At 70.5% G+C, this 24416-nt stretch carries 16 protein-coding genes, 1 tRNA gene and 5 pseudogenes; 15 read left to right on the plus strand and 7 right to left on the minus strand.

The window, feature by feature from the left end:
- Nucleotides 1–18: 18 nt before the first annotated feature.
- The 3 genes and pseudogenes from ACIOKD_RS38850 to ACIOKD_RS38860 all read left to right on the plus strand — a co-directional run bounded on the left by ACIOKD_RS38850 (nucleotide 19) and on the right by ACIOKD_RS38860 (nucleotide 2813).
- Complete coding sequence (locus ACIOKD_RS38850; protein ID WP_402092988.1) at nucleotides 19–1419, plus strand: NtaA/DmoA family FMN-dependent monooxygenase; 1401 nt, start codon at nucleotides 19–21, stop codon at nucleotides 1417–1419.
- A pseudogene (locus ACIOKD_RS38855) lies at nucleotides 1416–1625 on the plus strand (hypothetical protein); the annotation flags it as partial. The gene ACIOKD_RS38850 and the pseudogene ACIOKD_RS38855, both read left to right, overlap by 4 nt.
- Nucleotides 1626–1685: 60 nt before the next feature.
- Nucleotides 1686–2813, plus strand: coding sequence for an MsnO8 family LLM class oxidoreductase (locus ACIOKD_RS38860; RefSeq protein ID WP_402092989.1), 1128 nt, complete (start codon nucleotides 1686–1688; stop codon nucleotides 2811–2813).
- A 62-nt stretch (nucleotides 2814–2875) separates the two neighbouring features.
- Here ACIOKD_RS38860 and ACIOKD_RS38865 read toward each other — a convergent pair.
- Nucleotides 2876–3913, minus strand: a pseudogene (locus ACIOKD_RS38865) (RNA polymerase sigma factor); the annotation flags it as partial.
- 419 nt (nucleotides 3914–4332) lie between these two features.
- Between ACIOKD_RS38865 and ACIOKD_RS38870 the strand changes: the two are divergent.
- Nucleotides 4333–6003, plus strand: a complete 1671-nt coding sequence (locus ACIOKD_RS38870; protein ID WP_402092991.1) for a putative Ig domain-containing protein — start codon at nucleotides 4333–4335, stop codon at nucleotides 6001–6003.
- Between the two features lie 199 nt (nucleotides 6004–6202).
- Nucleotides 6203–7489: an alginate lyase family protein gene (locus ACIOKD_RS38875; RefSeq protein WP_402092992.1), complete on the plus strand. Its 1287-nt coding sequence runs from the start codon at nucleotides 6203–6205 to the stop codon at nucleotides 7487–7489.
- A 64-nt stretch (nucleotides 7490–7553) separates the two neighbouring features.
- Here ACIOKD_RS38875 and ACIOKD_RS38880 read toward each other — a convergent pair whose 3' ends face one another.
- Together ACIOKD_RS38880 and ACIOKD_RS38885 are read right to left on the minus strand one after the other, a co-directional pair.
- The gene (locus ACIOKD_RS38880) at nucleotides 7554–8612 is read right to left on the minus strand and encodes a LacI family DNA-binding transcriptional regulator (RefSeq protein ID WP_402092993.1); all 1059 of its coding nucleotides are present in this window, start codon (nucleotides 8610–8612) and stop codon (nucleotides 7554–7556) included.
- A gap of 168 nt (nucleotides 8613–8780) precedes the next feature.
- A pseudogene (locus tag ACIOKD_RS38885) lies at nucleotides 8781–9752 on the minus strand (helix-turn-helix domain-containing protein); the annotation flags it as partial.
- A 180-nt stretch (nucleotides 9753–9932) separates the two neighbouring features.
- Here ACIOKD_RS38885 and ACIOKD_RS38890 point away from each other — a divergent pair.
- Complete coding sequence (locus tag ACIOKD_RS38890; RefSeq protein WP_402093039.1) at nucleotides 9933–11405, plus strand: beta-1,6-galactanase; 1473 nt, start codon at nucleotides 9933–9935, stop codon at nucleotides 11403–11405.
- 131 nt (nucleotides 11406–11536) lie between these two features.
- Nucleotides 11537–11957, plus strand: a pseudogene (locus tag ACIOKD_RS38895) (hypothetical protein); the annotation flags it as partial.
- Nucleotides 11958–12100: 143 nt separating this feature from the next.
- On the opposite strand, the gene ACIOKD_RS38900 reads toward ACIOKD_RS38895, so the two are convergent.
- The 3 genes from ACIOKD_RS38900 to ACIOKD_RS38910 are packed head-to-tail and all read right to left on the minus strand — an operon-like array spanning nucleotide 12101 to nucleotide 15656.
- Nucleotides 12101–13006: an amidohydrolase family protein gene (locus tag ACIOKD_RS38900; RefSeq protein ID WP_402092994.1), complete on the minus strand. Its 906-nt coding sequence runs from the start codon at nucleotides 13004–13006 to the stop codon at nucleotides 12101–12103.
- Nucleotides 13003–14604, minus strand: coding sequence for a histidine ammonia-lyase (gene hutH, locus ACIOKD_RS38905; protein WP_402092996.1), 1602 nt, complete (start codon nucleotides 14602–14604; stop codon nucleotides 13003–13005). Before hutH ends, ACIOKD_RS38900 begins: the two co-directional genes overlap by 4 nt.
- A 41-nt stretch (nucleotides 14605–14645) precedes the next feature.
- Nucleotides 14646–15656, minus strand: coding sequence for an ornithine cyclodeaminase family protein (locus ACIOKD_RS38910; protein ID WP_402092998.1), 1011 nt, complete (start codon nucleotides 15654–15656; stop codon nucleotides 14646–14648).
- A 119-nt stretch (nucleotides 15657–15775) separates the two neighbouring features.
- Between ACIOKD_RS38910 and ACIOKD_RS38915 the strand changes: the two are divergent.
- The 6 genes and pseudogenes from ACIOKD_RS38915 to ACIOKD_RS38940 all read left to right on the plus strand — a co-directional run.
- Nucleotides 15776–16856, plus strand: a pseudogene (locus ACIOKD_RS38915) (ABC transporter ATP-binding protein); the annotation flags it as partial.
- A gap of 295 nt (nucleotides 16857–17151) precedes the next feature.
- On the plus strand, nucleotides 17152–17817 hold the full coding sequence (locus ACIOKD_RS38920) for an ABC transporter permease (RefSeq protein WP_402093000.1): 666 nt from the start codon (nucleotides 17152–17154) through the stop codon (nucleotides 17815–17817).
- On the plus strand, nucleotides 17814–18503 hold the full coding sequence (locus tag ACIOKD_RS38925) for an ABC transporter permease (protein WP_402093001.1): 690 nt from the start codon (nucleotides 17814–17816) through the stop codon (nucleotides 18501–18503). Before ACIOKD_RS38920 ends, ACIOKD_RS38925 begins: the two co-directional genes overlap by 4 nt.
- 89 nt (nucleotides 18504–18592) lie before the next feature.
- Complete coding sequence (locus tag ACIOKD_RS38930; protein ID WP_402093002.1) at nucleotides 18593–19534, plus strand: ABC transporter substrate-binding protein; 942 nt, start codon at nucleotides 18593–18595, stop codon at nucleotides 19532–19534.
- Nucleotides 19531–20442, plus strand: coding sequence for a MurR/RpiR family transcriptional regulator (locus tag ACIOKD_RS38935; protein WP_402093040.1), 912 nt, complete (start codon nucleotides 19531–19533; stop codon nucleotides 20440–20442). The genes ACIOKD_RS38930 and ACIOKD_RS38935 overlap by 4 nt, the downstream gene beginning before the upstream one ends.
- 166 nt (nucleotides 20443–20608) lie before the next feature.
- Nucleotides 20609–20682 (plus strand) — tRNA-Pro (locus ACIOKD_RS38940).
- Between the two features lie 111 nt (nucleotides 20683–20793).
- Here the strand turns inward: ACIOKD_RS38940 and ACIOKD_RS38945 are convergent.
- Complete coding sequence (locus ACIOKD_RS38945) at nucleotides 20794–21708, minus strand: GNAT family N-acetyltransferase (protein ID WP_402093003.1); 915 nt, start codon at nucleotides 21706–21708, stop codon at nucleotides 20794–20796.
- A 431-nt stretch (nucleotides 21709–22139) separates the two neighbouring features.
- Between ACIOKD_RS38945 and ACIOKD_RS38950 the strand changes: the two genes are divergently transcribed.
- The gene (locus ACIOKD_RS38950; protein ID WP_402093004.1) at nucleotides 22140–23186 is read left to right on the plus strand and encodes a LacI family DNA-binding transcriptional regulator; all 1047 of its coding nucleotides are present in this window, start codon (nucleotides 22140–22142) and stop codon (nucleotides 23184–23186) included.
- Between the two features lie 169 nt (nucleotides 23187–23355).
- Complete coding sequence (locus ACIOKD_RS38955; RefSeq protein WP_402093006.1) at nucleotides 23356–24366, plus strand: ABC transporter substrate-binding protein; 1011 nt, start codon at nucleotides 23356–23358, stop codon at nucleotides 24364–24366.
- Nucleotides 24367–24416: the final 50 nt, after the last annotated feature.

Raw genomic sequence — 24416 nt, forward strand, 5'->3', positions numbered from 1 at the left:
CCGGAAGGACCCACGAACATGAGCGAGCCCCGCAAGCCCCTCAAGCAGATCCACCTCGCGGCCCACTTCCCCGGTGTCAACAACACCACCGTGTGGAGCGATCCCCAGGCCGGCAGCCACATCGAGTTCAGCTCCTTCGCGCACTTCGCGCGCACCGCCGAACGCGCGAAGTTCGACTTCCTGTTCCTCGCGGAAGGGCTGCGCCTGCGGGAACAGGGCGGCGAAATCTACGACTTGGACGTCGTCGGGCGGCCCGACACCTTCACGATCCTGTCCGCGCTCGCCGCCGTCACCGAACGCCTCGGCCTCACCGGCACCATCAACTCCACCTTCAACGAGCCCTACGAGGTGGCACGGCAGTTCGCGAGCCTCGACCACCTCTCCGACGGCCGCGCCGCCTGGAACGTCGTCACCTCCTGGGACGCCTTCACCGGCGAGAACTTCCGCCGCGGCGGCTTCCTCCCGCAGGAGGAGCGCTACTCCCGCGCCAAGGAGTTCCTGGCCACCGCGAACGAACTCTTCGACTCCTGGCGCGGGGACGAGATCGTCGCCGACCGGGCGACCGGCGCCTTCCTGAGCGACGCCAGGGCCGGGGCCTTCGTCCACCGGGGGCAGCACTTCGACATCGAGGGGCAGTTCAACGTCCCCCGATCCCCGCAGGGCCGCCCGGTCGTCTTCCAGGCCGGCGACTCCGAGGAGGGCCGCGAGTTCGCCGCCGCCGGAGCCGACGCGATCTTCAGCCGGTACGCCACCCTCAAGGAGGGCCAGGCCTTCTACACGGACGTCAAGGGCCGCCTGGCCCGCCACGGCCGTACCCCCGACCAGTTGCTGATCCTCCCCGCCGCGACCTTCATCCTGGGCGACACGGACGCGGAGGCCGCCGAACTGGCCCGCGAGGTGCGCCGGCAGCAGGTCAGCGGGGCGACCGCGCTCAAACACCTGGAGTTCGTCTGGAACCGCGACCTGTCCGCGTACGACCCGGACGGGCCGCTGCCCGACATCGACCCCGACCTCGGTGAGCACACCCTCGCCCGCGGCCGGGCCCAGGTGCGCATGTACCGCGACCCGCTGGCCACCGCCCGCGAGTGGCGGGAGCTGGCCGCCGCCAACAAGTGGTCCATCCGCGACCTGGTCATCGAGACAGGCAACCGCCAGGCCTTCGTCGGCTCCGCCGAGACGGTCGCCGACACCATCAACGAGTTCGTGCAGGCCGACGCGGGCGACGGCTTCATACTCGTCCCGCACATCACCCCCGGCGGCCTCGACGTCTTCGCCGACACGGTCGTCCCGCTGCTCCAGGAGCGCGGCGTCTTCCGCACGGAGTACGAGGGCACGACCCTGCGCGACCACCTGGGACTGGCCCGGCCCTCCGCCCGGCCCGGCTCCGAGGCACGGGACGAGCGGGCGGTCGCCTCGTGAAGTTCCCGGCGATCACCCTGATCGGGCACGCGCCGGACCCGGTGACCGGCATCCGGAAGTCCACCGGCGACCGCTTCCGCGAGGTCCTCGACAACGCCCTGCCGGCCGAGGAGCTGCGCTTCGACGGGTTCGGCGCGGGTGAGCGGTACGTCCCTCACCCCGGTGCCGCGCCGCGAGATCCCCGACCCGCCGTTTCCCCGGGGCCGGTGCGGACCGGACCCACGCCGGTACCCGTCGCCGCCGACCGCTGAGGAGAACCCGTACACATGTCAGACATCCCTCTCGGCGTCCTCGACCTGGTCCCGGTGGCGTCCGGCTCCACCGCGGCAGAGGCGCTGCGCAACTCCATCGATCTGGCCCGGCGGGCCGAACAGCTCGGCTACTCCCGCCACTGGTTCGCCGAGCACCATCTCAACCCCGGAGTGGCCGGGACCTCCCCGGCGGTGGTGCTCGCGCTCACCGCGTCCGCGACCTCGACGATCCGGCTCGGCTCCGGAGCCGTGCAACTGGGCCACCGCACCGCCCTGTCCACGGTGGAGGAGTTCGGGCTGATCGACGCGCTGCACCCCGGGCGCCTCGACCTGGGCCTGGGCCGGTCCGGCGGCAGGCCGCCCGGCGGACCCGTCGAGCCGCTGCCGGACGCCACCCCGGTCGTGGACGGCCGGGCACCCAACGGACTGCTCGTCCCGCCCAAGTTCTCCCTCGCGCACCTGCTCGGCTCACCCCGCGTCGCCCTCCAGTCGGCGCTGCTCAAGCAGCCGAACGCCGAGTCGCAGGAGTACGGCGAGCAGATCGACGACATCCTCGCGCTGCTGGCCGGCACCTACCGGTCGGCGGACGGCGTCGAGGCCCATGCGGTCCCGGGCGAGGGCGCCGACGTACAGGTGTGGATCCTGGGCAGCAGCGGGGGCGAGAGCGCCGAGGTCGCGGGCCGGGGCGGCCTGCGCTTCGCGGCGAACTACCACGTCAGCCCCGGGACCGTACTGGAAGCGGTCGACGCCTACCGGGCCGCGTTCCAGCCCTCCGACGTACTCGACAAGCCGTATGTGAGCGTCTCGGCCGACGTCGTGGTCGCCGAGGACGACGAGAGCGCCCGCGAACTGGCCGCCGGATACGGTCCGTGGGTCCGCAGCATCCGCACGGCCGAGGGCGCGATCCCCTTCCCCACGCCCGACGAGGCCCGCGCCCATGTCTGGACCGAAGCGGACCTCGCACTGGTCCAGGACCGTGTGGACACCCAGTTCGTCGGCTCCCCGAGCAGGGTCGCGGGTCAACTGGAACAACTGGTGGAGGCGACCGGCGCCGACGAGCTGCTGATCACCACCATCACCCACGACCACGCCGACCGGGTCCGCTCGTACGAACTGCTGGCGAAGGAGTGGCGACGGAGGTGAGAGGGCACCGGCTCGCTCGCGGCGGGGCTTTCTCTGCTCCTCCGCGGGCGGCCGGGCGGGGCTCAGCCCAGGCCCACGTAGTCCTGCAGCGCCTGTGAGCGTGACGGGTGGCGCAGCTTCGACATCGTCTTGGACTCGATCTGCCGGATGCGCTCACGCGTGACCCCGTAGACCTGGCCGATCTCCTCCAGGGTCTTGGCCTGACCGTCCAGGAGCCCGTAGCGGAGGGTGATGATCCCTGCCTCGCGCGGGGTCATGGCGGAGAGGACGGTCTGGATGGTGTCTCTGAGGAGGCGGAACGACACCGCGTCGAAGGGGGAGACACTTTCGCTGTCCTCGATCACGTCACCGAGTTCGGTGCCGCCCTCCTCGCCCAGTGGCATATGCAGCGAAACCGGTTCTTTGACGTAGGTGTCGAGTTCCACGATCTTGGAAACGGGTAGATCCAGTTTTTCCGCGATCTGCAGCACGGTGGGTTCGACGCCCAGTTCCTGCAGCAATTCCCGACGGAGTCTGGCCACTTTGTTGATCGCTTCCACCGCGTGGACCGGAATGCGGATGGTGCGGCTCTGATCGGCCAGCGCGCGGGAAATCGCCTGCCGGATCCACCAGGTCGCGTAGGTCGAGAACTTGAATCCCTTGACGTAGTCGAACTTCTCGACGGCCCGGATCAGGCCCGTGTTGCCCTCCTGGATCAGGTCCAGGAAGTTGAGCCCGCGCCGCGTGTAGCGCTTGGCTATGGACACGACCAGCCGGAGGTTCGCCTCGGTGAGGTGGGACTTCGCCCGCAGACCGTCCTCGGCGACCGCGGTCAGCTCCCGCCGGAACACGGGGTCCAGACCGCGCTCCTCGTCGAGCTTGCGCTGGGCGAACAGACCGGCCTCGATCCGTCTGGCGAGATCCACCTCCTGCGCGGCGGTGAGGAGCCGGACGCGGCTGATCACCTTCAGGTAGTCGCGCACCTGGTCGACGGATGCGCCGTCGGACGTGAGCACTGGTTCAGGGGCGTCGGACTCGTCGTCCGGAGACAGCGCGAGGGCCGGCTGCTCCTGGTGGTCTGTCTCCATCGCGCTCAGCATCTCTTCCCGGGCCTCAGTCCCCGCGCACACTCAAGCAATGTCAACCAACGTGAACCAGGACCTCTGGGCCCTCTGAAACCCCACATTCTCGTCATTCCACTTTCCGCTCATAAAGGTACACCCGCCCGAGCGGTCGGAGACGGCTCGGAATTACTGCAAAATACGGGTGAGATGTATCACGTGTTCCGCGTGGTTGCTTTCCGAGGCGTTTCATGTGTCCGGTCTTGTGGCCTTTTAACGCGGCACTGCTCGTACGGGGAGAGCGCGCACCGGGTCGTCTCGCCAGGCCCCGTCGGCAACCGGTTGCGCCGGTAACTTTCGAAAGTCCGCGCAAGCCCTTGACGGGTGTTCAGCCCGGGAAGAAGCTCTGCCCAGCCCCAGATGGCAACCGGTTGGCACTCCTACCGGCCAAGCCCAGCTCACCCGGACAAGGACCCGCCATGACCGACGTCCACGGCACCGACCGGCTCGTGGTGCACCCCGTCCCGGACGGACTGCCGCGCAACACCGGCTTCGCCGTCAAGGCCCGTACGCCCGACGGCGACTGGTGTGCGGTGCCCGTCCTGCGGGCCCGCACCAGGACCGTCGACGAACGGACCGGTGCCGCGGTCGTCAGGAACACCTCGGTCGCCAACCTGGACTTCGCCGGCACGGTGGAGGTCGAGGTCACCTCGTCCAAGGGCGCCATCGGCTCCGCCCGGCTCCGCCCCCTCTCGTACAACATCCCGTACGAGGTGAGCGGCGACACCGTCGGCTTCGTCCTCACCGCGCCGCGCAACCTCTCCGTGGAGGCCGACGGCGACCTGCACGACAACCTCCACCTGCACGCCAATCCGATCGAGGAGACGGGGTGGTACGAGGAGGGCGACCCCGATGTCATCCACTTCGGCCCCGGCGTCCACACCGTCCCGGGCGACGTGCTGAAGGTGCCCGGAGGAACGACGGTCCACCTGGCGGGTGGGGCGGTCCTGAAGGCACGCGTGGAGTTCGTGAACGTCGAGAACGCCCGGCTGACCGGCCGCGGGATCATCTCAGGCTCGGACGGCGGCATCAAGGTCGCCTTCTCCAGGAACATCGAGATCGACGGCATCCTCGTCCTCGACCCGCGGTCCGGTTACGCCTGCACCATCGGGCAGTCCCGGCAGGTCACCGTCCGCGATCTGCACGCCTACAGCTCCGGGCGGTGGGGCGACGGCGTCGACGTGTTCAGCAGCGAGGACGTCCTGATCGAGGGCGCCTTCCTGCGCACCAGCGACGACTGCGTCGCCGTCTACGGCCACCGCTGGGACTACTACGGCGACTGCCGCAACATCGTCGTCCGGAACTCCGTCCTGTGGGCCGACACCGCCCACCCGGTCAATATCGGCACCCACGGCAACCCCGAGGAGCCCGAGGTCATCGAGAACGTCGTCCTCAGCGGCATCGACGTCCTGCAGCACCGGGAGCCGCAGATCCCGTACCAGGGCTGCTTCGCCCTGAACCCCGGCGACAACAACCTGGTCCGGGGCGTCCGGATCCAGGACGTCCGCGTGGAGGACTTCGCCTGGGGCCAGCTGATCAACATGCGGGTCATGGCCAACCGCTACACCACCGCGCCCGGCCGGGGCATCGAGGACGTGTACGTGCGCGACCTGACGTACGAGGGCACTCGTGCGAGCACGGCGATGCTGACCGGTTACGACGCCGAACGGGCCGTCAGGGACGTCACCTTCCAGAATCTGACCGTCAACGGCACGGTCGTCCACGACGCGATGGAGAAGCCGGACTGGTTCCTGACCACGGACATGGTGCCGATGTTCGCGGGCGAGCACGTACACGGCCTCCGCTTCCTCGACGGGGCGACGGCCGCCGCCACCGCGGCACCCGCGATCACCAGCGCGGGCGGGGTGACGGCCGTCGGCAATCACGCCTTCTGCCATCTGGTCACCGCGACCGGGCTGCCGACCTCGTTCGACGCCGAAGGACTGCCGAAAGGCCTGGTCGTCGACCGGGCGACCGGTCTGATCTCCGGCACCCCGAGAGAGCCCGGCAGTCACACGGTCACCGTCTCGGCCACCAATGGCGTGGGCACCGCGACCGAGTCCCTCGAACTCACCGTGCACAGCCCCTGACGAGAATTCCGGGCCGCGCCCGATGTCCTTCTCCTCCCGCACCGGTCGAGACATCCAGGTGGATCGCACGTACTACTACACGGTCTCCGTCACCGGCCCGCAGGAGGAGAGCGGCATCTCGGGGCGGGTGGCGGCGACCGCCCGCGGCCCGGCATCCCGCCGACATCGTCCTGAACGACAGGAAAGACTGGAGATGCACATGACGAGCCGCACATCCCCCCACCAGCACCTCACCGGTACGTCCGATACGTCCGGCACATCCGGCACACCCGGTACGAGTGTGAGTCGACGCGGGCTGCTCAGGACCGCCGGAGGTCTCACCGCCGCACTCGCGGTCGGCGCCTTGGTCCCCGCCCTCACCGGCGGCACGGCAGCGGCGGCCCCGGCGGCCTTCACCCACCCGGGCATGCTGCACGCCCACGGTGAACTCAACCGCGCCAAGGTCCGGGTCGCCGCGGGTGACCAGCCGTGGCTGGCCGGCTGGAACCGGCTGACCGCCAACCCCCACTCGGCCGCCGGCTGGACACCGCGCCCGACGGCCACGGTCGTCCGCGGCGGCACCGGCGAGAACTACGGCACCCTCTACAACGACATCCACGCCGCCTACCAGAACGCCCTGCGCTGGAAGATCGCGGGCACCACCGCCCACGGCGACACGGCACGCGACATCCTCAACGCCTGGTCGGCCACGCTCACCACGGTCACCGGGAACGCGGACCGCTTCCTGGCCGCCGGGATCTACGGCTACCAGTTCGCCAACGCCGCCGAACTCATGCGCGGCTACAGCGGGTTCGACCTCGACCGGTTCAAGCGGATGATGCTGAACGTCTTCTATCCGCTCAACAACCAGTTCCTCACCGGGCACAACGACGCCTGCGTCACCAACTACTGGGCCAACTGGGATCTCTGCACCATGAACTCGATCCTGGCCATCGGCATCCTCTGCGACGACGCGGCCAAGTACGATCAGGCCGTCACCTACTTCAAGAGCGGCGCGGGCAACGGCTCCCTCGCGCGCGCCGTCCCGTTCGTGTACGGCGCGCAGGGCCTCGCCCAGTGGCAGGAGAGCGGGCGGGACCAGGGCCACACCATGATGGGCATGGGCCAGTTGGGCGCCTTCTGCGAGATGGCGTGGTCCCAGGGCGACGACCTGTACGGCTACGACGACAACCGGTTCATGAAGGCCGCCCAGTACGTCGCCAGGTACAACCTGGGGCAGGACGTTCCTTTCACGACGTACACCTGGGGGACGGGCCAGAACTGTGCCCAGCAGTCCCATACGGTGATCTCGGCGGCGGGCCGCGGGCAGGTCAGGCCGGTGTGGGACGTCCTGCACCACCACTACGCCCGCAGACGCGGTCTGCCCGTGCCGTACATCACCGCCATGGCCGAGAGCGTGCGGCCCGAGGGCGGCGGCGGTGACTACGGGGCGAACAGCGGCGGCTTCGACCAGCTCGGCTTCGGGACGCTGCTCTACGCCAAGTAGCCGCCGCGCGCTCGGCGTTCGGCGTTCGTGTCCGGCGTCCGGCGTCCGGCGTCAGGCCCTCCGGTCAGGTCGGGGGCGCCACCGAGGCCCGTACCGTCACATGGGTGCCCAGGAGCAGGTGTTCGTCGGGGGCGTCCGGTGAGCGGGTCAGGGCGGTACGGACCGCCAGGCGGCCCAGTTCCTCGTAGGGGACGTGGACCGTGGTGAGCGGCGGGTTCAGGTCCCGGGCGAAGGGGATGTCGTCGTAGCCGGCGAGGGAGACGTCCCGGGGGACGGACAGACCGGCCTCGTGCAGGGCGGTCAGGGCGCCCGAGGCCACCATGTCGGTGGACGCCATCACCGCCGTGAAGTCCACTTTCCGCGCGAGGGCCTGGCGCATGAGGCGATGCCCCGAGTCCCGGGTGAAGTCACCGAAGAGGCGCAGCGTCGGGTCCGGGTCGATGCCCCGGGCCCGGTGGGCCGCCAGATAGCCCTGTTCGCGGCCCTGGGCGGTGGTGTTGGAGGGTTTGCCGCCCAGGAACAGGACACGACGGTGGCCCTGGGACAGCAGATGGGAGCAGAGCGCGAACGCCCCGTTCTCGTTGTCGTACTCGATGACCGTCACCGGAGCGCCCGGGTCCAGGGGCGGTCGGCCGCAGAGCACCAGCCGGGAGCCCGCGGTGGCCAGGGAGTCGGCGATACGGGCCATGCGTGCGCGGTACTCGGCGGTGTCCGAGGTGCCGCCGACCAGGATCACGGCGGCGGCGCGCTGGGCCCGCATCATCTCGATGAACTCCAGCTGCCGGTCGGCGTCGCCGTCCGTGCTGCAGACGAGACAGAGATGGCCGAGCCGGGTCGCCTCGCGCTCCACGCCGTGTGCCATGTGCGCGAAGGACGGGCCCGTGATGTCGTCCAGGACGAAGGCGAGGGTCGGGGTGCCCGCGCCCGCGATGGCCTTGGCGCGGGCGTCGGCCACGTAGTCGAGCTCGCGGACCGCCCGCATGACGCGTGTCCGGGTCGTGGCGCTCACCGGGTAGTCGCCGCCCAGCACGCGCGACACCGTGGACGCGGACACGCCCGCCCGTGCCGCCACGTCCCGGACGGTGCTCCGGCCTCCGTTGTCGCCGGCGGGTTTCCTCGTCATGGATCGCCTCTCCCCCGGGAAGTGCGGCAACACTTTCGGCAACCGGTTCCCGGCCCGGAGGCTAGCAGCGCGGGAGGCGGAGGGGGAGGGGGCTCACGACCGACTGCCAGGGCGCGTGCCCTTCGCGGCCGCCCGGCGGCGTTCTCCGGCTCCGCCCGGCCGTGGCGTTCAGCTCCGGTGACCGCGCAGCTTGCGGTACAGCGTGGCGCGGGCGATGCCCAGTGCCGCCGCCGCACGCGTCTTGTTGCCGCCGTGACTGCGCGGTGCGTCCAGGATGGCGGTGCGCTCGGCGTGCTCCATCGGACTCAGCGGCCGTGCCGCGGGCCCTTCCCTGACGGGGTCCGGCAGTTCGGCCCGTCGCACCGGCCCGGTGGTCCGCCGCTGTTCGGCCAACGCCCGCACCAGACGGCCGAGTTCGGTGACGTTGCCGGGCCATGCGTGCCGCTCCAGGGCGTGCAGCGCGTCCAGGGTCCAGGTCAGGGGCGGCTCGCCCGGTGCGGGCCTCGGTGTCAGTTCCGCCAGCAACTCTTCGATGTCGTGCGGGCGTTCACGCAACGCCGGAAGTGCCACCGAGCGGGCGGCCAGGCCGTCGAGCAGCCGCTGGAGGCAGGGGCCAGGGGGAGTGCCGGGCGTGTCCGTGACCAGGAGAGGTGCGTGCGGGTGTGCGTCGAGGAGGGAGTTGAGCGAGGCGACATCGGCCTGCGTGAGCTGCTCGGCATGGCGCTGCAGGAGAGGGCGGTCGGCGGCCGGCGCCACGGTCCTGCCGTCCGCCGATGTCTTGGCCCAGCCGTCGATCGACGTCCCGGCCCAACCGTCGATCGCGTCGGCGGCCGGCCGCTCCGACGCGTCCACGACCAGCGGCGCCTGTGCGCCGCGCGCGGCGAGCAACTTCCGTGCCAGGAAAGCCTTTCCGGTGCCCCGCTCCCCGGTCGGCAGCAGGGGCTCACGGGAGCGCGCCAGTTCTGCCGCGCGGCTCGTCGCGTGCCGCCAGGGGGCCGAACGCCCGGCGAGCGCGACGCGGGGCGGTGCGACGGGCCGTGCGGGCAGCCCGACGGGCGGTTCGATGACGGCGACCACGCCGATGACGGCGCCCTGATGGCGTACCCGCGTCATCCACGCGGTGCCGACGGTGTCGGGCAGTTCGAGGGGGGTACGCGGAGTGCGTTCTCCCTCGGTGGTGAGGCCGGGACGCCCGTGAATCGTGTGACCCGGGCGTTCCGCAAGCTATCGAAACAGAAAGCGCTGTCATGCGTCTCGACAACCGTTTGCGGCCGCCCCATTCTTCAAGCAGGTTGTGGCATGAGCGTGACAGGAGACCTCATGATCAAGCGCAGATCACTGCTGGCGGCGGCGGGCGGCACGCTGCTGGGCAGTGCGCTGGCGACAGGCACCGCCCGGGCCGACGCGACCATCGCGGTCAACCCCGCCACCAGCTACGGGCGTTGGGAGGGTTGGGGGACCTCCCTCGCCTGGTGGGCCAACGTCTTCGGCGCACGTGACGACTTCGCCGACATCTGGTTCACCACCAAGTCCGTGGCCTACGGGGGCAGGACCCTGCCCGGCCTCGGGATGAACATCGCCCGCTACAACCTCGGCGCGTGCGGCCCGAACAGTGTGGGCGGTCAGAGCATGGTCGCTTCGCCCAACATCCCGGCGTTCAAGCAGATCGAGGGCTTCTGGCAGGACTGGAACAACGAGGATCCGACGTCCTCCGCCTGGGACTGGACGGCCGACGCCAACCAGCGTGCCGCCCTGGTCAAGGCGGTCCAGCGAGGCGCCGTCACCGAGCTGTTCGCCAACTCGCCCATGTGGTGGATGTGCCTCAACCACAACCCCTCCGGCGCGTCCGGCGGCGGCAACAACCTCCAGTCCTGGAACTACCGCCAGCACGCCTCCCACCTGGCCGCCGTCGCCCTGTACGCGAAGAACAACTGGGGTGTGAACTTCGCGACCGTGGACCCGTTCAACGAGCCCTCGTCCAGCTGGTGGACCGCCACGGGCACGCAGGAGGGCTGCCACATGGACGCCACGGTCCAGGCGGCCGTCCTCCCGTACATGCGCAGCGAACTGGACACCCGCGGACTGTCCGGCGTCAGGCTCTCGGCGTCCGACGAGACGAGCTACGACCTGGCCCGTACGACCTGGAACTCCTTCGGGGCGTCGACGAAGGCCCTGGTCGGACAGGTCAACGTGCACGGCTACCAGGGCTCGGGAGGCCGTCGCGACCTCCTCCACTCGGACGTCGTGACGACGGCCGGCAAGAAGCTCTGGAACTCCGAGACCGGGGACAGCGACGGCACCGGCCTCACCATGGCGAGCAACCTGTGCCTGGACTTCCGCTGGCTGCACCCGACCGCATGGGTCTACTGGCAGGTGATGGACCCGTCCACCGGCTGGGCGATGATCGCGTACGACCAGAGCACGCTGCAGCCGACGACCGTGCAGACCAAGTACTACGTGATGGCCCAGTTCAGCCGGCACATCCGGCCGGGGATGACCATCATCGACACCGGGGTCGGATACGCGGTCGCCGCCCACGACGCGACGCAGAAACGTCTGGTCGTCGTGGCGGTCAACTCCGGTGCCGCGCAGACGCTCACCTTCGACCTGTCCCGGTTCTCCGCGGTCACCGGTGGCACGGGCGGACTCGTACGGCGCTGGAACACGCTCACCTCCGGCAGTGGCGACCTCTACACCGCCCGCTCGGACACCTATCTGAACGGCAAGAGCCTGAGCGTGCCGTTCGCCGCCGCGTCGGTGCAGACCTTCGAGATCGACGGGGTCACCGTGTGACGGTCGGGACGTACTGACCAGGGCGGTGGTGCCGTCGCCCCGGGGGGCGGGTGTCTCGTTACGAGACACCCGCCTTCGCGCGTCCGGGGCGAGGATCGGCATGAGCTCCGTGCCGTTTCGCCGAAGCTCCGAGCGCCCGCGGCACCACCGACCCGTACGGCTACTTCCTCGCGGCGCTGCCGCCCGGCCGGTACAGCCTGATGGTCGCCGCCGAGGGGCTGCATCCGCACCGCGAGACGGTCGACGTGGTGGCCGGGCCCGCCGCTCCCGGAGAACGGATCCATCTGCAGCCCGCCAGGCGGCTGGAGCTGCCGGCGCCGGGCAACTGGCTCTTCGACCCGCCCCCCACGGCGATCCGGTTCATCGCCAAGCATGTCGGCATGGCCCATGTGCACGGCCGCTTCGGGCGGTTCGACGGAGGACTACACGCTGAACTGGCGATCCATGGTGGCGCGGGGTATCGCGGTGGTCGGCCCGTCGGTGCAACTGGAGTTGGACGTCCAGGCGATGTACCGCACGCACGACACGCCTACGCCTACGCCGCAGCGGTAGCGCTGCCGCTGGGTGCGCATGCTCGTCCGCGGGGGCGTCGTGGCCGGCCGCGCAGTTCCCCGCGCCCCTGGAGGGTGACGCCTGGCGGCGTCGGCCCGATCCCGGTCGGCGCGCGATTCCCCGTACCCCTCCGGGGTGGGGTGTCAGCCCTCGCCCGTCAGCAGGCGGCGGGGGTTCGTGATGCGGAAGGCGTAGGCCGCTGCTCCGCCCAGGCCGTAGCCGGGGGTCTGCGGGGGGTCGGCGTACGGGCGGTCCGAGCCCTGGACGATCGCGCCGGTGCCAAGGGCGCGGACGATCGAGTCCACCGCCCGTGGACCGTACGACGAGGTCTCGACGAACACGTTCGGGTCGACCTCCTTGCGACCCTCCGCCCCGGCGCGCGCCACGAAGCGTTCGCCGTGCAGGGGCGCCAGACCGGCCAGCAGCGCGAAGCACACCCGCAGCCGCGGATGACGTGGCCGGCCGAACGCCCGGAACGCGAACCAGGCCGCGTGCATCTGCTGCACGTACGGCACCATCGCGGGCCACCAGCCCGGCCGCGCAGCGATGTCGGCGGCCGGGCCCGGGTGGACGAACAGGGGGAGGTTCCGGTCCGCCAGCAGATCGAGCAGCGGGGCGCAGTGTGCGTAACCCGCCGCGTCGGCCAGGGCGTTCGCCGGGAGTTGGAGGCCGGCGAACCCCAGGTCCAGGTAGCCGGCCGTCGCTTCGGCGTCGATGTCCCGGACACCGGCGGCGGCCCAGGCGCCGAAGGGGCGGGGCAGCTCCGCCGCGTCCTGGTGGTACGCGTCGAGCAGTGGCCGCGCCTCGCCGGAGGGGAGCCACTCCACGCCCAGCGGGGAGGAGAGCGAGATCAGCGCCCTGCCGAGGCCGTCCGCGACCGCCCGTTCGGCCCGTCGGGCCACGTCGTGGTCGGCGGGGGAGACCTCGTAGGGCGGCTCACCCGCGGTGTGCAGCGTCCAGCCGTCCAGGAACGGCGGCTCGGTGCGCGCCCGCAGAGCCGCGACGAACGACCCGGTCCACAGGTGCTGGTGTACGTCGACGTTGGTCACGACGCTTCTTCCGTCAGGGCGCGCAGGGCGTTTCGTACCTCGTCGGACCCCAGGATGTCATCGTTCACCCGGTCCACGTCCACGCCGCAGGGCCGGTCGTCGTCCAGGGGCGGGACCAGCTCGCGGATCGCCCGGTGGAGCAGCGCCGGTCCCCGTCCGAGGACGGCGGGCGCGGCCAGGTCCACCGCCTGTGCGGCGGCCACGGCCTCCACGGCGAGCAGTTGCCGCAGCCGGACCAGCATGGTCGACAGCCGCCGCGCCCCGAGCGAGGCGTTGGTCGAGTCGTCCTCGACACCGTCCGCGCCGTGCCGGGGGTCGGTGCTCACCGGCGCCGACAGGAGGCGGATCTCGGCGACCAGCGCCTGGGCCGTCTTCGCCAGTGGTGCGAAGCCCGAACGTTCCGGGCCGTACGGGGAGAGGTTGGCGGGCAACCCGCTGAGCCCGGGGTCGAGCAGGCGCCGCATACGCTCGGCGGAGATCGCCGCGGTCTGGGTAAGGGCCAGCGCGAGAGTGTCGAAGGCCAGGGCGAGCGCCGGGGTGTGGAAGTTGCCGGAGGAGAGGATCTCGCCGGTGAGCCCAGTGGTGCCCTCGTCGGTGGACCCACTGCTGCTCCCGCCGGAGCCGGCCAGGACCACCGGGTTGTCGCCGCAGCCGTTGAGCTCGGGATCCAGTGCCGCGCCGGCGAAGTCGAGCGCGGAGTGCAGCGCTCCGTGCACCTGGGCCGCGCAGCGCAGGCTGATCGGGTCCTGGACGCGGCGGGCGCGCAGGGGGTCCGTGAGGTCGCCGTCGGCCAGGAGGGCGAGCAGTCGCTCCGCCGCCCGGGACTGTCCGGGGGCCGGACGCAGACTCAGGACCCGGGCATCGAGCGGGCTGGTGTTCGCCCGGAAGCCCTCGAAGGTGAGCGCCGTGACCGCCTGGGCCAGCAGCAGGACGGTGGCGGCCTCGTGGAGGACGAGACCGCCGTGGCCGGCGGCCAGCGGGCTCGCGCTGCACAGCACGTGCCCGTCCTTGGGGCCCGGTACGGCGGGGGCCAGCCCGGCCCGGCGCAGGGCCGCCGCGCCGTCGAGCACCTCGCCGGAGAGTTCGGCGCGGCCCTCGCCGATGACCACGAGGCCGACATGGGCCATCTGGCACAGATCCGAGGCACCGATCGAACCCACCTCGGGGACCAGCGGATGGACGCGGGAGTTGAGCATGCCGACGAGCAGCGGCACGATGGCGGGGCTGATCCCGCTGCCGCCGGCCGCCAGACCGTTGACGCGGGCGATCAGGGCGGCGCGTACGACGGGGGCCGGCAGCGGGTCCCCGACGGCGTTGGCCCGGCCGCGCACCGTACGCACGCTGAAGCGCGCGAGTTCGTCGCGCGGCAGGGCGTACGACGAACGGCTGCCGAGCCCCGTCGTCAGTCCGTACGTCGGTACCTGGCGGTCGACCACGTCGTCGACCACCGCGCGCTCGCGCGCCAGCCGGGGAAGCACCTCGTCCGCGAGGACGACCCGGGCACCGCGCAGGGCGACGGCGGCCACGTCCGCGCAGGACAGGGAGTGTCCGTCGACGATCACCGCTTCGGTCCCTTGCTCGGTCCCTGGCTCGGTCACTGGTTCGATCACTGCTTCGGATTCCGCGGGGTAGGGACCCGTCATGAGAACCGCAGCTTCTGTCCGAGTCCGCGCTCCCCGGCCTTCGCGAGCACGGCCGCGCCCAGGGCGATGTCGGACAGGGACAGACCGCGGTGCCAGAACAGGATCGTCTCGTCGGACCGTTCCCGGCCGGGCTTGTCGCCGGCCACGATCTCGCACAGTTCGCCGTGCAGGGACGCCTCGCTGAGCCGGCCCGACTCGACGTGCGCGCGCAGAGCACCGAAGGGCCCGGACCGGCACTGGCCCCAGTCGTCGACGACGACCTTGTCCATGATGTCGGTGAGCGAGAGCTCGACCGCGCTCATCGTCCCGTACGGGACGACGAGCGCGCCCGGCGCGATCCACTCCGTCCTGAGCAGGGGCTCGGGCCGCTCCAGCCGGGAGGCCTCCACGACGATGTCCGCGCCCTCGACGCACGACTTCCAGTCGTCGGTGACGATCACGGGCTTGCCGAGGTCGTCCTCCAGCCGCTTCGCGAAGGCCTCGCGGCTCTCCGGGCGGCGCGAGTGGACGCGGATCTCGTCGAGGTCGAAGATCCGGTCGAGCAGCCGGACGTTCCAGTACGAGGTGGCGCGGGCGCCGATGTGACCGAGCACCTTGGAGTCACTTCTCGCCAGGTGCCGTGCGCCGAGCGCGGTGAGCGCGCCGGTCCGCATCTCGGTGATCGCGGTCGCGTCCAGCACGGCCAGCGGCATGCCCGTACGCGGGTCGAAGAGGTTCAGCAGGGCCATCTCGGAGGGCAGACCGGACTTGTAATTGTCGACGTAGTCGCCCACGATCTTCACTCCGGCCATGCCGAGCGGGGCGACATATCCACGCAGGACGTTGAAGTGGCCGTTGAAGGCGGGGTCGGGCGTGAGGTGCACCCGTGGTTCGATAACTGTCTCGCCGTGACCCTGGGCGAGCAGTCCCTGTTCGACGGCATCGAGGATCTCGGTGTCGCTCAGTTCCAGCTGTTCGATGTCGGAACCGTTCAGGAACGTGAACCAAACGGGGTCAAGAGCGGTCATTTCGGGCGTCCTCTCACTTTCTTCGGACGAACGTAACGCCCCGTTCACAAAAGGGGATTGACTGAAATTCAGTCACGAACAACTCTGCATGACGATATGCAGTCGGGTAAGGGGCAGCTTTGATCAGATTCGACGCGGTGAGCAAAAACTATCCCAACGGCACCACAGCCGTGGACGCGCTGTCCCTGGAGCTGGCCGAGGGCGGCCTCACGGTCCTGGTCGGCCCCTCGGGCTGCGGCAAGACCACGACTCTGCGGATGGTCAACCGCATGGTGGAGCCGTCGGCGGGCACGGTCAGCCTGCGCGGCCAGAACATACGGGAGGTGGCCGCCCCCGAACTGCGCAGGGGTATCGGTTACGTGATCCAGCACGCCGGGCTCTTCCCGCACCGGACCATCCTGGACAACGTCGCGACCGTGCCGCTGCTGCTCGGCTGGGGCAAGAAGAAGGCCCGGTCGCGGGCGGCCGAGCTGCTGGAACTGGTGGGCCTGCCGGCCACGATGGCCAAGCGCTACCCGTACCAGCTCTCCGGCGGGCAGCAGCAGCGCGTCGGGGTGGCCAGGGCGCTGGGCGCGGACCCGCCCGTACTGCTCATGGACGAGCCGTTCAGTGCGGTCGACCCCATCGTGCGCGGCGAGCTGCAGGCGGAGTTCCTGCGGCTGCAGAAGGAGCTGCACAAGACGATCGTGTTCGTCACCCACGACATCGACGAGGCCATCAAGCTGGGCGACCACATCGCGGTGTTCCGCACGGGCGGGAAGCTCGCGCAGTTCGACACGCCGGAGCGGTTGCTCGCGCACCCTGCCGACGACTTCGTGGCCGACTTCGTCGGACAGGACCGCGGTATCCGCCGGCTCTCCTTCGTCCAGGCCTCCGGTCTGCCGCTGCGCGAGGGCCCGGTGCTGCCGGTGACCGCTCCCGTCGCGGACGCCCGCTCCCTGGGCGAGCCCTGGGTGCTCGCCGTCGACGCCGCCCGGCGGCCCCTCGGCTGGGCCGCCGTCACCGACCTTCCACCCGGTGGCACCCTGGCGGACGCGACGCTCGCCCCGCTCGGCCACACGTTCGCCCTGGTCGGCGACTCGGCACGGGCCGCCCTCGACGCGGCCCTGCTGTCCCCCTCCCGCCTGGCGGTGGGAGTGGACGCGCAGGGCGCGGTCGCGGGGGTGGCGGACGCGTACGAGTTGTCCGCCGCCATAACGGGGCCCTCGGCGCGCGTCGGCACGACAGACAGGACGACAGGCGACGCGACAGACGGCACGACAAACAGCACGACAGGCGACGCGACGGACGGCACGGTTGAAAGTACGGCTGCCGGGGCGGGTGCCTCGGCCGAGGGCGGGGCGGGGGCCGAAGCTGCCGAAGCGGTCGCGCCCGTCGCACCGGCCGCACCCGTCGCACCGGCCGGCTCAGCGACGAAGCTCACCAAGAGCGACGCCGACGAGGACGGCCCCGAGGACGGCTCGGTGGAGAAGAACAGCGCGGGCGGTGGGGACCGATGAGAGACGGGGAGCCGCTCATACGGTGGGTCTGGATCGGCGACCATGTCGGTGAGCTGGCCCACTACACCGGGGTCCATCTGCGGCTCGGCCTCCTGCCGGTGCTGTTCGGACTGATCATCTCCGTACCGCTCGGCATGCTCTGCCACCGCTACCGGTGGGTCTACCCACCCACCCTGACCGCGGCCAACGTCCTGTACTCCATCCCGTCGCTGGCCCTGTTCATGATCTTCGTCCGCTATACGGGGCTCACCGAACGCACGGTCATGATCCCGCTGACCCTGTACACGTTGTCGGTGCTCATCCCCAACGTCGTGGACGGACTGGCCTCGGTGCCCGATCCGGTACGGCAGGCGGCCACCGCGATGGGATTCAGCACGATCCGCCGGGTCCTGCAGGTGGAACTGCCGATCGCCGTGCCCGTCGTCGTCGCCGGTGTACGGGTCGCCGCGGTCTCCTCCATCAGCCTCGTCGCCGTGGGACAGCTGATCGGCCAGGGCGGCCTCGGCTACTACATCACCCGGGGCCTGCAACTCGACTTCCCGACCCCGATCATCACCGCGACCGTACTGATCATGCTGCTGGCCCTCGTCACCGACGCACTGCTCGTCCTGGCGCAGCGGCTGCTCACACCGTGGGCCCGCGGCAAGGGGGCGAAGGCGTGAACGATCTCCTGAACCAGATCCGGCTCGTCGGAGACTGGCTGACGTCGTCCGAGCAGTGGCACGGCGACGACGGCATCCCGCACCGGCTCGCGGAGCACCTGACCTACAGCGGTCTGTCGCTGCTCTTCGCGACACTGATCGGGCTGGCGTTCGGCCTGCTGGTCGGCCACACCGGCCGCGGCGCGTTCGCCGTCGCCACCGTCGCCAACCTCGCCCGCGCGATCCCCACCTTCGGCCTGGTCGTCCTCGTGGTGACCCTCGCCGGCCTCAGTACCGCCCCCGTGCTGGTCGCCCTGGTGGCACTGGCCGTCCCGCCGATCCTCATCAACACCTTCGAGGGAGTCCGCGGCGTCGACCCCGACGCCCGGGACGCCGCGAAGGGGATGGGCATGACCGGCTGGGAGGTCCTGCTGAAGGTCGAGGTGCCGATGGCGATGCCGCTGATCCTGCTCGGTCTGCGCGTCGCCGCCATCCAGGTGGTGGCCACGGCGACCGTGGCCGCGTACCCCGGTCTCGGCGGTCTGGGCCGCTACATCGTCGACGGGCTCTCCCGCAACGACTACCAACTGGTCATCGGCGGTTCCGCCGTCGTCGTGGCGCTGGCGCTCGTCGTCCAGGCCGTCTTCACCGCGCTGCGGCGCGCCGTCGTCTCGCCGGGGCTGCGGCCGGTGGTGGCCAAGTCATGAACCACCGGCCTCCCGCGCACCCGGGCCGCGCGCAGGCCGCACCCGAGCCCCACTCAAGACCCGAGCCGTACCTGAGAAAGGGAACATCCATGAAAGCCTCGTACCGCGCCGCTGCCTTCAGCCTCGTCGCCGCGCTCTCCCTCACCGTCACCGCCTGCGGAGGCGGCGACGACAGCGACGACAATCCGCTGACAGGCAGCAGCGGCGACAGCGGCGGCGGCAAGTCCATCGTCGTCGGCTCGGCCAACTTCCCCGAGAACCAGCTGCTCGCCGAGATCTACGCGCAGGCCCTGGAGGACAAGGGGTTGAAGGTGACCCGCAAGTTCGACATCGGCGCCCGCGAGGTCTACTACGACCAGGTCGTCAAGGGAGGCATCACCGTCTTCCCCGAGTACAACGGCGCCCTGCTGTCCGTCGCGGTCGACGAGAAGAGCACCGCGACCAGCACCGAGGAGATCAACGCCGAGCTGAAGGCGAAGCTCCCCAAGTCGGTCGAGATACTCGACTCCGCCGCGGCCGAGGACAAGGACTCGGTCACGGTCACCGCCGAGACCGCCGCAAAGTACAAGCTCAAGACCCTGGCCGACCTCAAGCCGATCGCGAAGGACCTGACCATCGGCGCCGGCTCCGAGTTCAAGACCCGCACCCAGGGCGGGGTCGGCCTCAAGACCGTCTACGGCGTCGAGTTCGGCAAGTTCCAGCCGCTGGACGCGGGCGCCCAGAGCACCCTGCTGAAGCTGCTGAAGGACGGCAAGGTGCAGGCCGCCAACCTGTACACGACCGACCCCGCCATCGTCGAGGACAAGCTGGTGGTCCTGGAGGACCCGAAGAACCTCTTCTCCTCGCAGAACATCACGCCCCTCGTCTACAAGTCCGCGGTGAACGACAAGGCCAAGTCGGCGCTCAACGCCATCTCGGCCAAGCTCACCACCGAGGACCTGCTGGACATGATGAAGAAGATCAGCAACGACAAGGAGGACTCCTCCGACGTCGCGAAGGAGTGGCTGACGTCGGCCGGTCTCGCGGGCTGACCCGGACGGGGACAGGGGTGAGCGACACGGAGGAAGCGGGTGCGGGTGCGGGCGCCGACGGCGGCGCGTCCTTCGGGGCGGTCGCGCCCACGCGGCTGCACCAGCTCTTCGAGGGACGCAGGCTGACGCCCACCCAACGGCGTATCGCCCGTTGTCTGGTCCGCCGGACGGCTGCCGCGCCGTTCCTGTCGAGCGTGGAGCTGGCCCAGCTGGCCGGAGTGAGCCAGCCGTCGGTGACCCGGTTCGCGGTCGCCCTCGGCTTCGACGGATATCCGGCGCTGCGCAGACATCTGCGTGACGTCGTACCGGCCGGGCCGGCCGTGGACACACGGCCGGCCAACCCCTACCAGCAGGCGGTACGGGCCGAGGTCGACAACCTGCTCCAGCTGGCGTCCCTGCTGGCCGACCCCGGGCCGGTGGACGACGCGGGCCGGCTGCTCGCCGCCTCCCGGCCGCTGCCCGTGCTCGGGCTGCGCGCCTCGGCGGCCCAGGCGCGCGGCTTCGCCTACTTCGCCGCGAAGGTGCACCCCGACGTGCGCCTGCTCGACGAGGGCGGATCGCTGCTCGCCGACCGGATCGACGCGGCCCGTCACGCGGGGGCGAGCGCGCTCCTGTGCTTCGCGCTGCCGCGCCATCCGGCGGAGCTCCTGGCCGCGCTCGACCATGCCCGGGACGCCGGGCTGACCGTGGTGACGATCGCCGACGGCACGTTCGCCCCGGTGGCCGCCCACAGCGACCTGCTGCTGCCGGCCGCCGTGGGCACCGGCCTGGTCTTCGACACGGTGAGCGCCCCCATGCTCCTGGGGCAGGTCCTCCTGGAGGCGATGTGCGACGGCTTGCCCGACGCCCAGGCCCGCCTGGAGGAGTTCGACGCGCGGGCCACGGCGCGGGGCCTGTTCGCCGACTGACCGACTGACCGACTGACCGACCGGCCGACCGGCCGACCGGCCGAGTGGCCGAGTGGCCCGATCAGCCTGAACGGCGCGGGCGGCGCGGGCGACCCCGGGTGTCGGTCGGCCGGGGTGCGGTAAGGTTCACCTGCGTCTTCACGCGGTTCACCGCGACGAAACGCATCGGGACGTGGCGCAGCTTGGTAGCGCACTTGACTGGGGGTCAAGGGGTCGCAGGTTCAAATCCTGTCGTCCCGACGGAAACGTCGCAGGTAGGGGTCACCTTCGGGTGGCCCCTACCTGGTGTTCGAGGTGCGGCGGCCGGGGCAGAGCGCGGCCCGCCGCGTGCCGGGTGCCGGGTGAGTCGCGTCAGGCCAGGGAGCGGGGAAGGCCGATCGACAGGTTCTCCTCCACGACCTGATAGCCCGCGCGCGTGTACAGCCTCATCGCCGTCTCGTTGCCGCCCCACACCGTGAACATCAGCGCCGAGTCGCCGGCCGCGAGCGTCGCCTGTTCACCGGCCGCCATCGCTACCGGACCGTACCCCTTGCGTCGGTGCTCCTCCTGGATGGTCAGCGAGTAGCCGTAGGTGACCCCGGGGAGGTACCGGTGCTTCAGCCAGCCGGTGCCGATCCGCTCGCCCGCCGCCTCAAGTACCAGGAACGTGTTGTCGGGTGTCGACAGGCCCTCGGGAATCACCTTCGCGAAGTCGCGGTCGGACTTGCGTACGGCCTCCTCGCGGCTCAACATGCCCGAGCGGACGATGTCGTCGACGTAGGCGACCTTCTCGGCGGCGAGCCACTCGGGATACTCGGCCGGTGTCATCGGCCGTGCCGTGGCGCCGTCGACACGTTCCGGCGGCGAATCGAGACACCGCGACCTGAGCTGACCGCGGACCCGGTATCCGGCGAACAGCTCGCCGGCGGGTTCGGTGAGCCGCACGTCCAGTCGCGTCGCACCGCGCTCAGCGCACCATTCCTCGGCCCAGTCCCGGGCGGCCTGCTCGTGCCCCCGGCCGGCGTGGCGCGCCTCGACGTGAAGGTCCACGACGCGGCCCGCGAGCGTGCCGTTGTCGTCGGCCACGACCACGGCGACATGTCCCACCCGGGTCCAGGCGTCGGTGATCTCGGCGAGGGTCCAGTCGTCACTGCCGACGCGTACGTCCTGGAGCCTGCGCTCCGCCGCGTCGGCACCGAGCCCCGACTGCGCGTAAGAGGCGCGTAGCCGCAGTTCCAGGTCCTTCTGCCATTCCGTGCCGTCGTCGACGACGCTGATCTGTGTCACCCGTGCACACTAACCGCCCTGCCCCGCAGGTGAGTTGGCCTTATGGGCAGGGTGAACCGGCTGTCGGCCCGGCAGCGGTGTCCGATGTGCCGACGTCCGGTATCTCGTTCGCGGTTCGAGGTTACGGTGCCGAAATCTAGGGCCGCGCCCGCAGCCCGTCAATACCTCTGCCTCACCTGTGCGGAACCGGTGCCGGAGGCATGCCGGACCGGCGCCTGGACGCGAGCCCCGCGCAACCGCTGCGCAACCGTGTGCTTCCGGCGCGTTACTCAAACGTGACGTGCCTACTGCTGTCGGCCCCCTTGACCGGCATGAATTGTTAGCGCTCACAATGACCTCCGCAATCACCGGCCGACATCCGGGGCCGGCACAGGTCCGGCACTGGTCCGGCACAGGAAGTTCTCGGTATACGACCGCCAAGGAGGTGCGGCATGGCACAATCCCAGCTTCGGCCGCCCACCATGGCCGATGTCGCGCAACTGGCGGGCGTGTCCCACCAGACCGTTTCCCGTGTGCTGGGGGATCACCCCAACGTGCGGGACGAGACTCGGGCCAAGGTGCTGCACGCGATCGAGGAGATGGGCTACCGCCGGAACTCCTCCGCACGAGCCCTGGTCACCCGCCGCACCCGGACCCTGGGCGTGGTCGCCTCGGACACCACGCTCTACGGTCCGGCCAGCACCCTCTTCGCACTTGAGGAGGCGGCACGCGCCGAGGGCTACCTCGTCTCCACGGTCAGTCTGCGCAAGCTGACCGTCGACAAGCTGGCCGAGGCGCTGGACCATCTCAGCGAGGGCGGGGTGGAGGGAGTCGTCGCCATCGCCCCGCAGCGGTCGGCGGTCGAGGCCCTCGCGGAACTGCGCCACCCGTTCCCGGTGGTGACCGTGGGCAGCGGGCCCGGGGTGGGCATCCCCAGCGTGAACGTGGACCAGCGGCTGGGCGCCCGCCTGGCCACCCGTCACCTGCTGGCCGCCGGCCACCGTACGGTCTGGCACCTCGCCGGACCCGAGGACTGGCAGGAGGCCGCAGACCGGGCCGCGGGCTGGCGGGCCACCCTCGAAGCGGCGGGCGTGGAACCGCCGTTGATCCTGCGAGGGGACTGGAGTCCGCTGTCGGGCTACCGGGCGGGCCAGGAACTGGCCGGCTGGCTGGGCCGGGGGCTGACCGCGGTCTTCGTCGCCAACGACCAGATGGCGCTCGGTGTGTTGCGCGCCCTGCGGGAAGCGGGGGTGCGCACTCCCCAGGACGTGGCGGTGGCGGGCTTCGACGACATTCCGGAGTCGGAGTTCTTCGCGCCGCCGCTCACCACCGTCCGGCAGGACTTCGCGGCGGTCGGCAAACGGAGCATCGCCCTGCTCCTGGACCTCATCGAGGGCAGGGAGCCGTCCGGGGCTCCGCGGATCGCCATCGAACCCCAACTCGTCGTCCGCGCCAGCACCTTCCCGTACACCTCCGACCAGGGCGCTCCACCTGTCTGAAGCCCTGCCTGCCCGTTTGTCGCACCACCTCGAAGGCCATTTCCCACCCACCCCTGTATGACCGATATTTCGAACGATGATCGACATGCTGGACATGGTGGGACGTGTCCCTGAGAGCAGCACGAGTACCAGCAGGCCTTTCAGGGCCGGCTCTTCAAAGGAGAAGAACATGCTCAACAGAAGGAACTTCCTCACCGCGGCGGTCGGCGTGGCGGCCGCGGGCGGCCTGGCGGCCTGTGCCAAGGAGGACGAGGGCTCCTCCGGCTCCGACGCCGGCAGCGGTGGCGGCAAGAAGATCTCCCTCGGCTTCGCCCAGGTCGGCTCCGAGAGCGGCTGGCGCACCGCCAACACCAAGTCCGTCAAGGAAGCGGCCAAGGAAGCCGGTTACACCCTCAAGTTCTCCGACGCCCAGCAGAAGCAGGAGAACCAGATCTCGGCGATCCGCAGCTACATCGCCCAGAAGGTGAACGTCATAGCCTTCTCGCCGGTGGTCGTCACGGGCTGGGACGCGGTGCTCAAGGAGGCCAAGACCGCGAAGATCCCGGTCATCCTCACCGACCGCTCCATCGAGACCTCCGACGACTCCCTGTACGTCTCCTTCATCGGCTCCGACTTCATCGACGAGGGCCGCCGCGCGGCCAAGATGCTGGAGAAGGTCCTGGAGAAGGCCGGCCACAAGGGCGCCGTGAAGATCGCACAGCTGGAGGGCACCACCGGTGCCGCCCCCGCGATCGAGCGCGCCAAGGGCTTCAAAGAGATCATGGACGCCGAGCACAAGGACGACTGGAAGGTCGTCGTCAGCCAGACCGGCGACTTCACCAGGGCCGGCGGCAAGCAGGTCATGGCGGCCTTCCTGCAGTCCAACCCGGACATCAACGTGCTCTACGCGCACAACGACGACATGGCTCTGGGCGCCATCCAGTCCATCGAGGCGGCCGGCAAGAAGCCCGGCAAGGACATCCTGATCGTCTCGGTCGACGGCGTGAAGGACGGCTTCGTCGCGATGTCCGAGGGCAAGATCAACGGCATCGTCGAGTGCAACCCGCTGCTCGGCCCCCAGCTGATGGAACTCGTCAAGAAGGTCGACGACGGTGAGACGGTCGAACGCCGGATCAAGACGAAGGAGGGCGACTTCCTGCAGGAGCAGGCCAAGGACGCCCTCCCGACCCGCAAGTACTGACCCGCACGCACTGACCGGCACGTACTGACCGGCACGTACTGATAGACCGC

Origin of the sequence: Streptomyces sp. NPDC087844, assembly GCF_044742785.1 — a bacterium.
In the GTDB taxonomy this organism is placed as follows: domain Bacteria; phylum Actinomycetota; class Actinomycetes; order Streptomycetales; family Streptomycetaceae; genus Streptomyces.

What these genes read in the sequence shown, in the direction of transcription:
- ACIOKD_RS38850 (WP_402092988.1), top strand. Translation starts at nt 19, where the DNA reads ATGAGCGAGCCCCGCAAGCCCCTCAAGCAGATCCACCTCGCGGCCCAC.
- ACIOKD_RS38860 (WP_402092989.1), top strand. Translation starts at nt 1,686, where the DNA reads ATGTCAGACATCCCTCTCGGCGTCCTCGACCTGGTCCCGGTGGCGTCC.
- ACIOKD_RS38870 (WP_402092991.1), top strand. Translation starts at nt 4,333, where the DNA reads ATGACCGACGTCCACGGCACCGACCGGCTCGTGGTGCACCCCGTCCCG.
- ACIOKD_RS38875 (WP_402092992.1), top strand. Translation starts at nt 6,203, where the DNA reads ATGACGAGCCGCACATCCCCCCACCAGCACCTCACCGGTACGTCCGAT.
- ACIOKD_RS38880 (WP_402092993.1), bottom strand. Translation starts at nt 8,612, where the DNA reads ATGACGAGGAAACCCGCCGGCGACAACGGAGGCCGGAGCACCGTCCGG.
- ACIOKD_RS38890 (WP_402093039.1), top strand. Translation starts at nt 9,933, where the DNA reads ATGATCAAGCGCAGATCACTGCTGGCGGCGGCGGGCGGCACGCTGCTG.
- ACIOKD_RS38910 (WP_402092998.1), bottom strand. Translation starts at nt 15,656, where the DNA reads ATGACCGCTCTTGACCCCGTTTGGTTCACGTTCCTGAACGGTTCCGAC.
- ACIOKD_RS38920 (WP_402093000.1), top strand. Translation starts at nt 17,152, where the DNA reads ATGAGAGACGGGGAGCCGCTCATACGGTGGGTCTGGATCGGCGACCAT.
- ACIOKD_RS38930 (WP_402093002.1), top strand. Translation starts at nt 18,593, where the DNA reads ATGAAAGCCTCGTACCGCGCCGCTGCCTTCAGCCTCGTCGCCGCGCTC.
- ACIOKD_RS38950 (WP_402093004.1), top strand. Translation starts at nt 22,140, where the DNA reads ATGGCACAATCCCAGCTTCGGCCGCCCACCATGGCCGATGTCGCGCAA.
- ACIOKD_RS38955 (WP_402093006.1), top strand. Translation starts at nt 23,356, where the DNA reads ATGCTCAACAGAAGGAACTTCCTCACCGCGGCGGTCGGCGTGGCGGCC.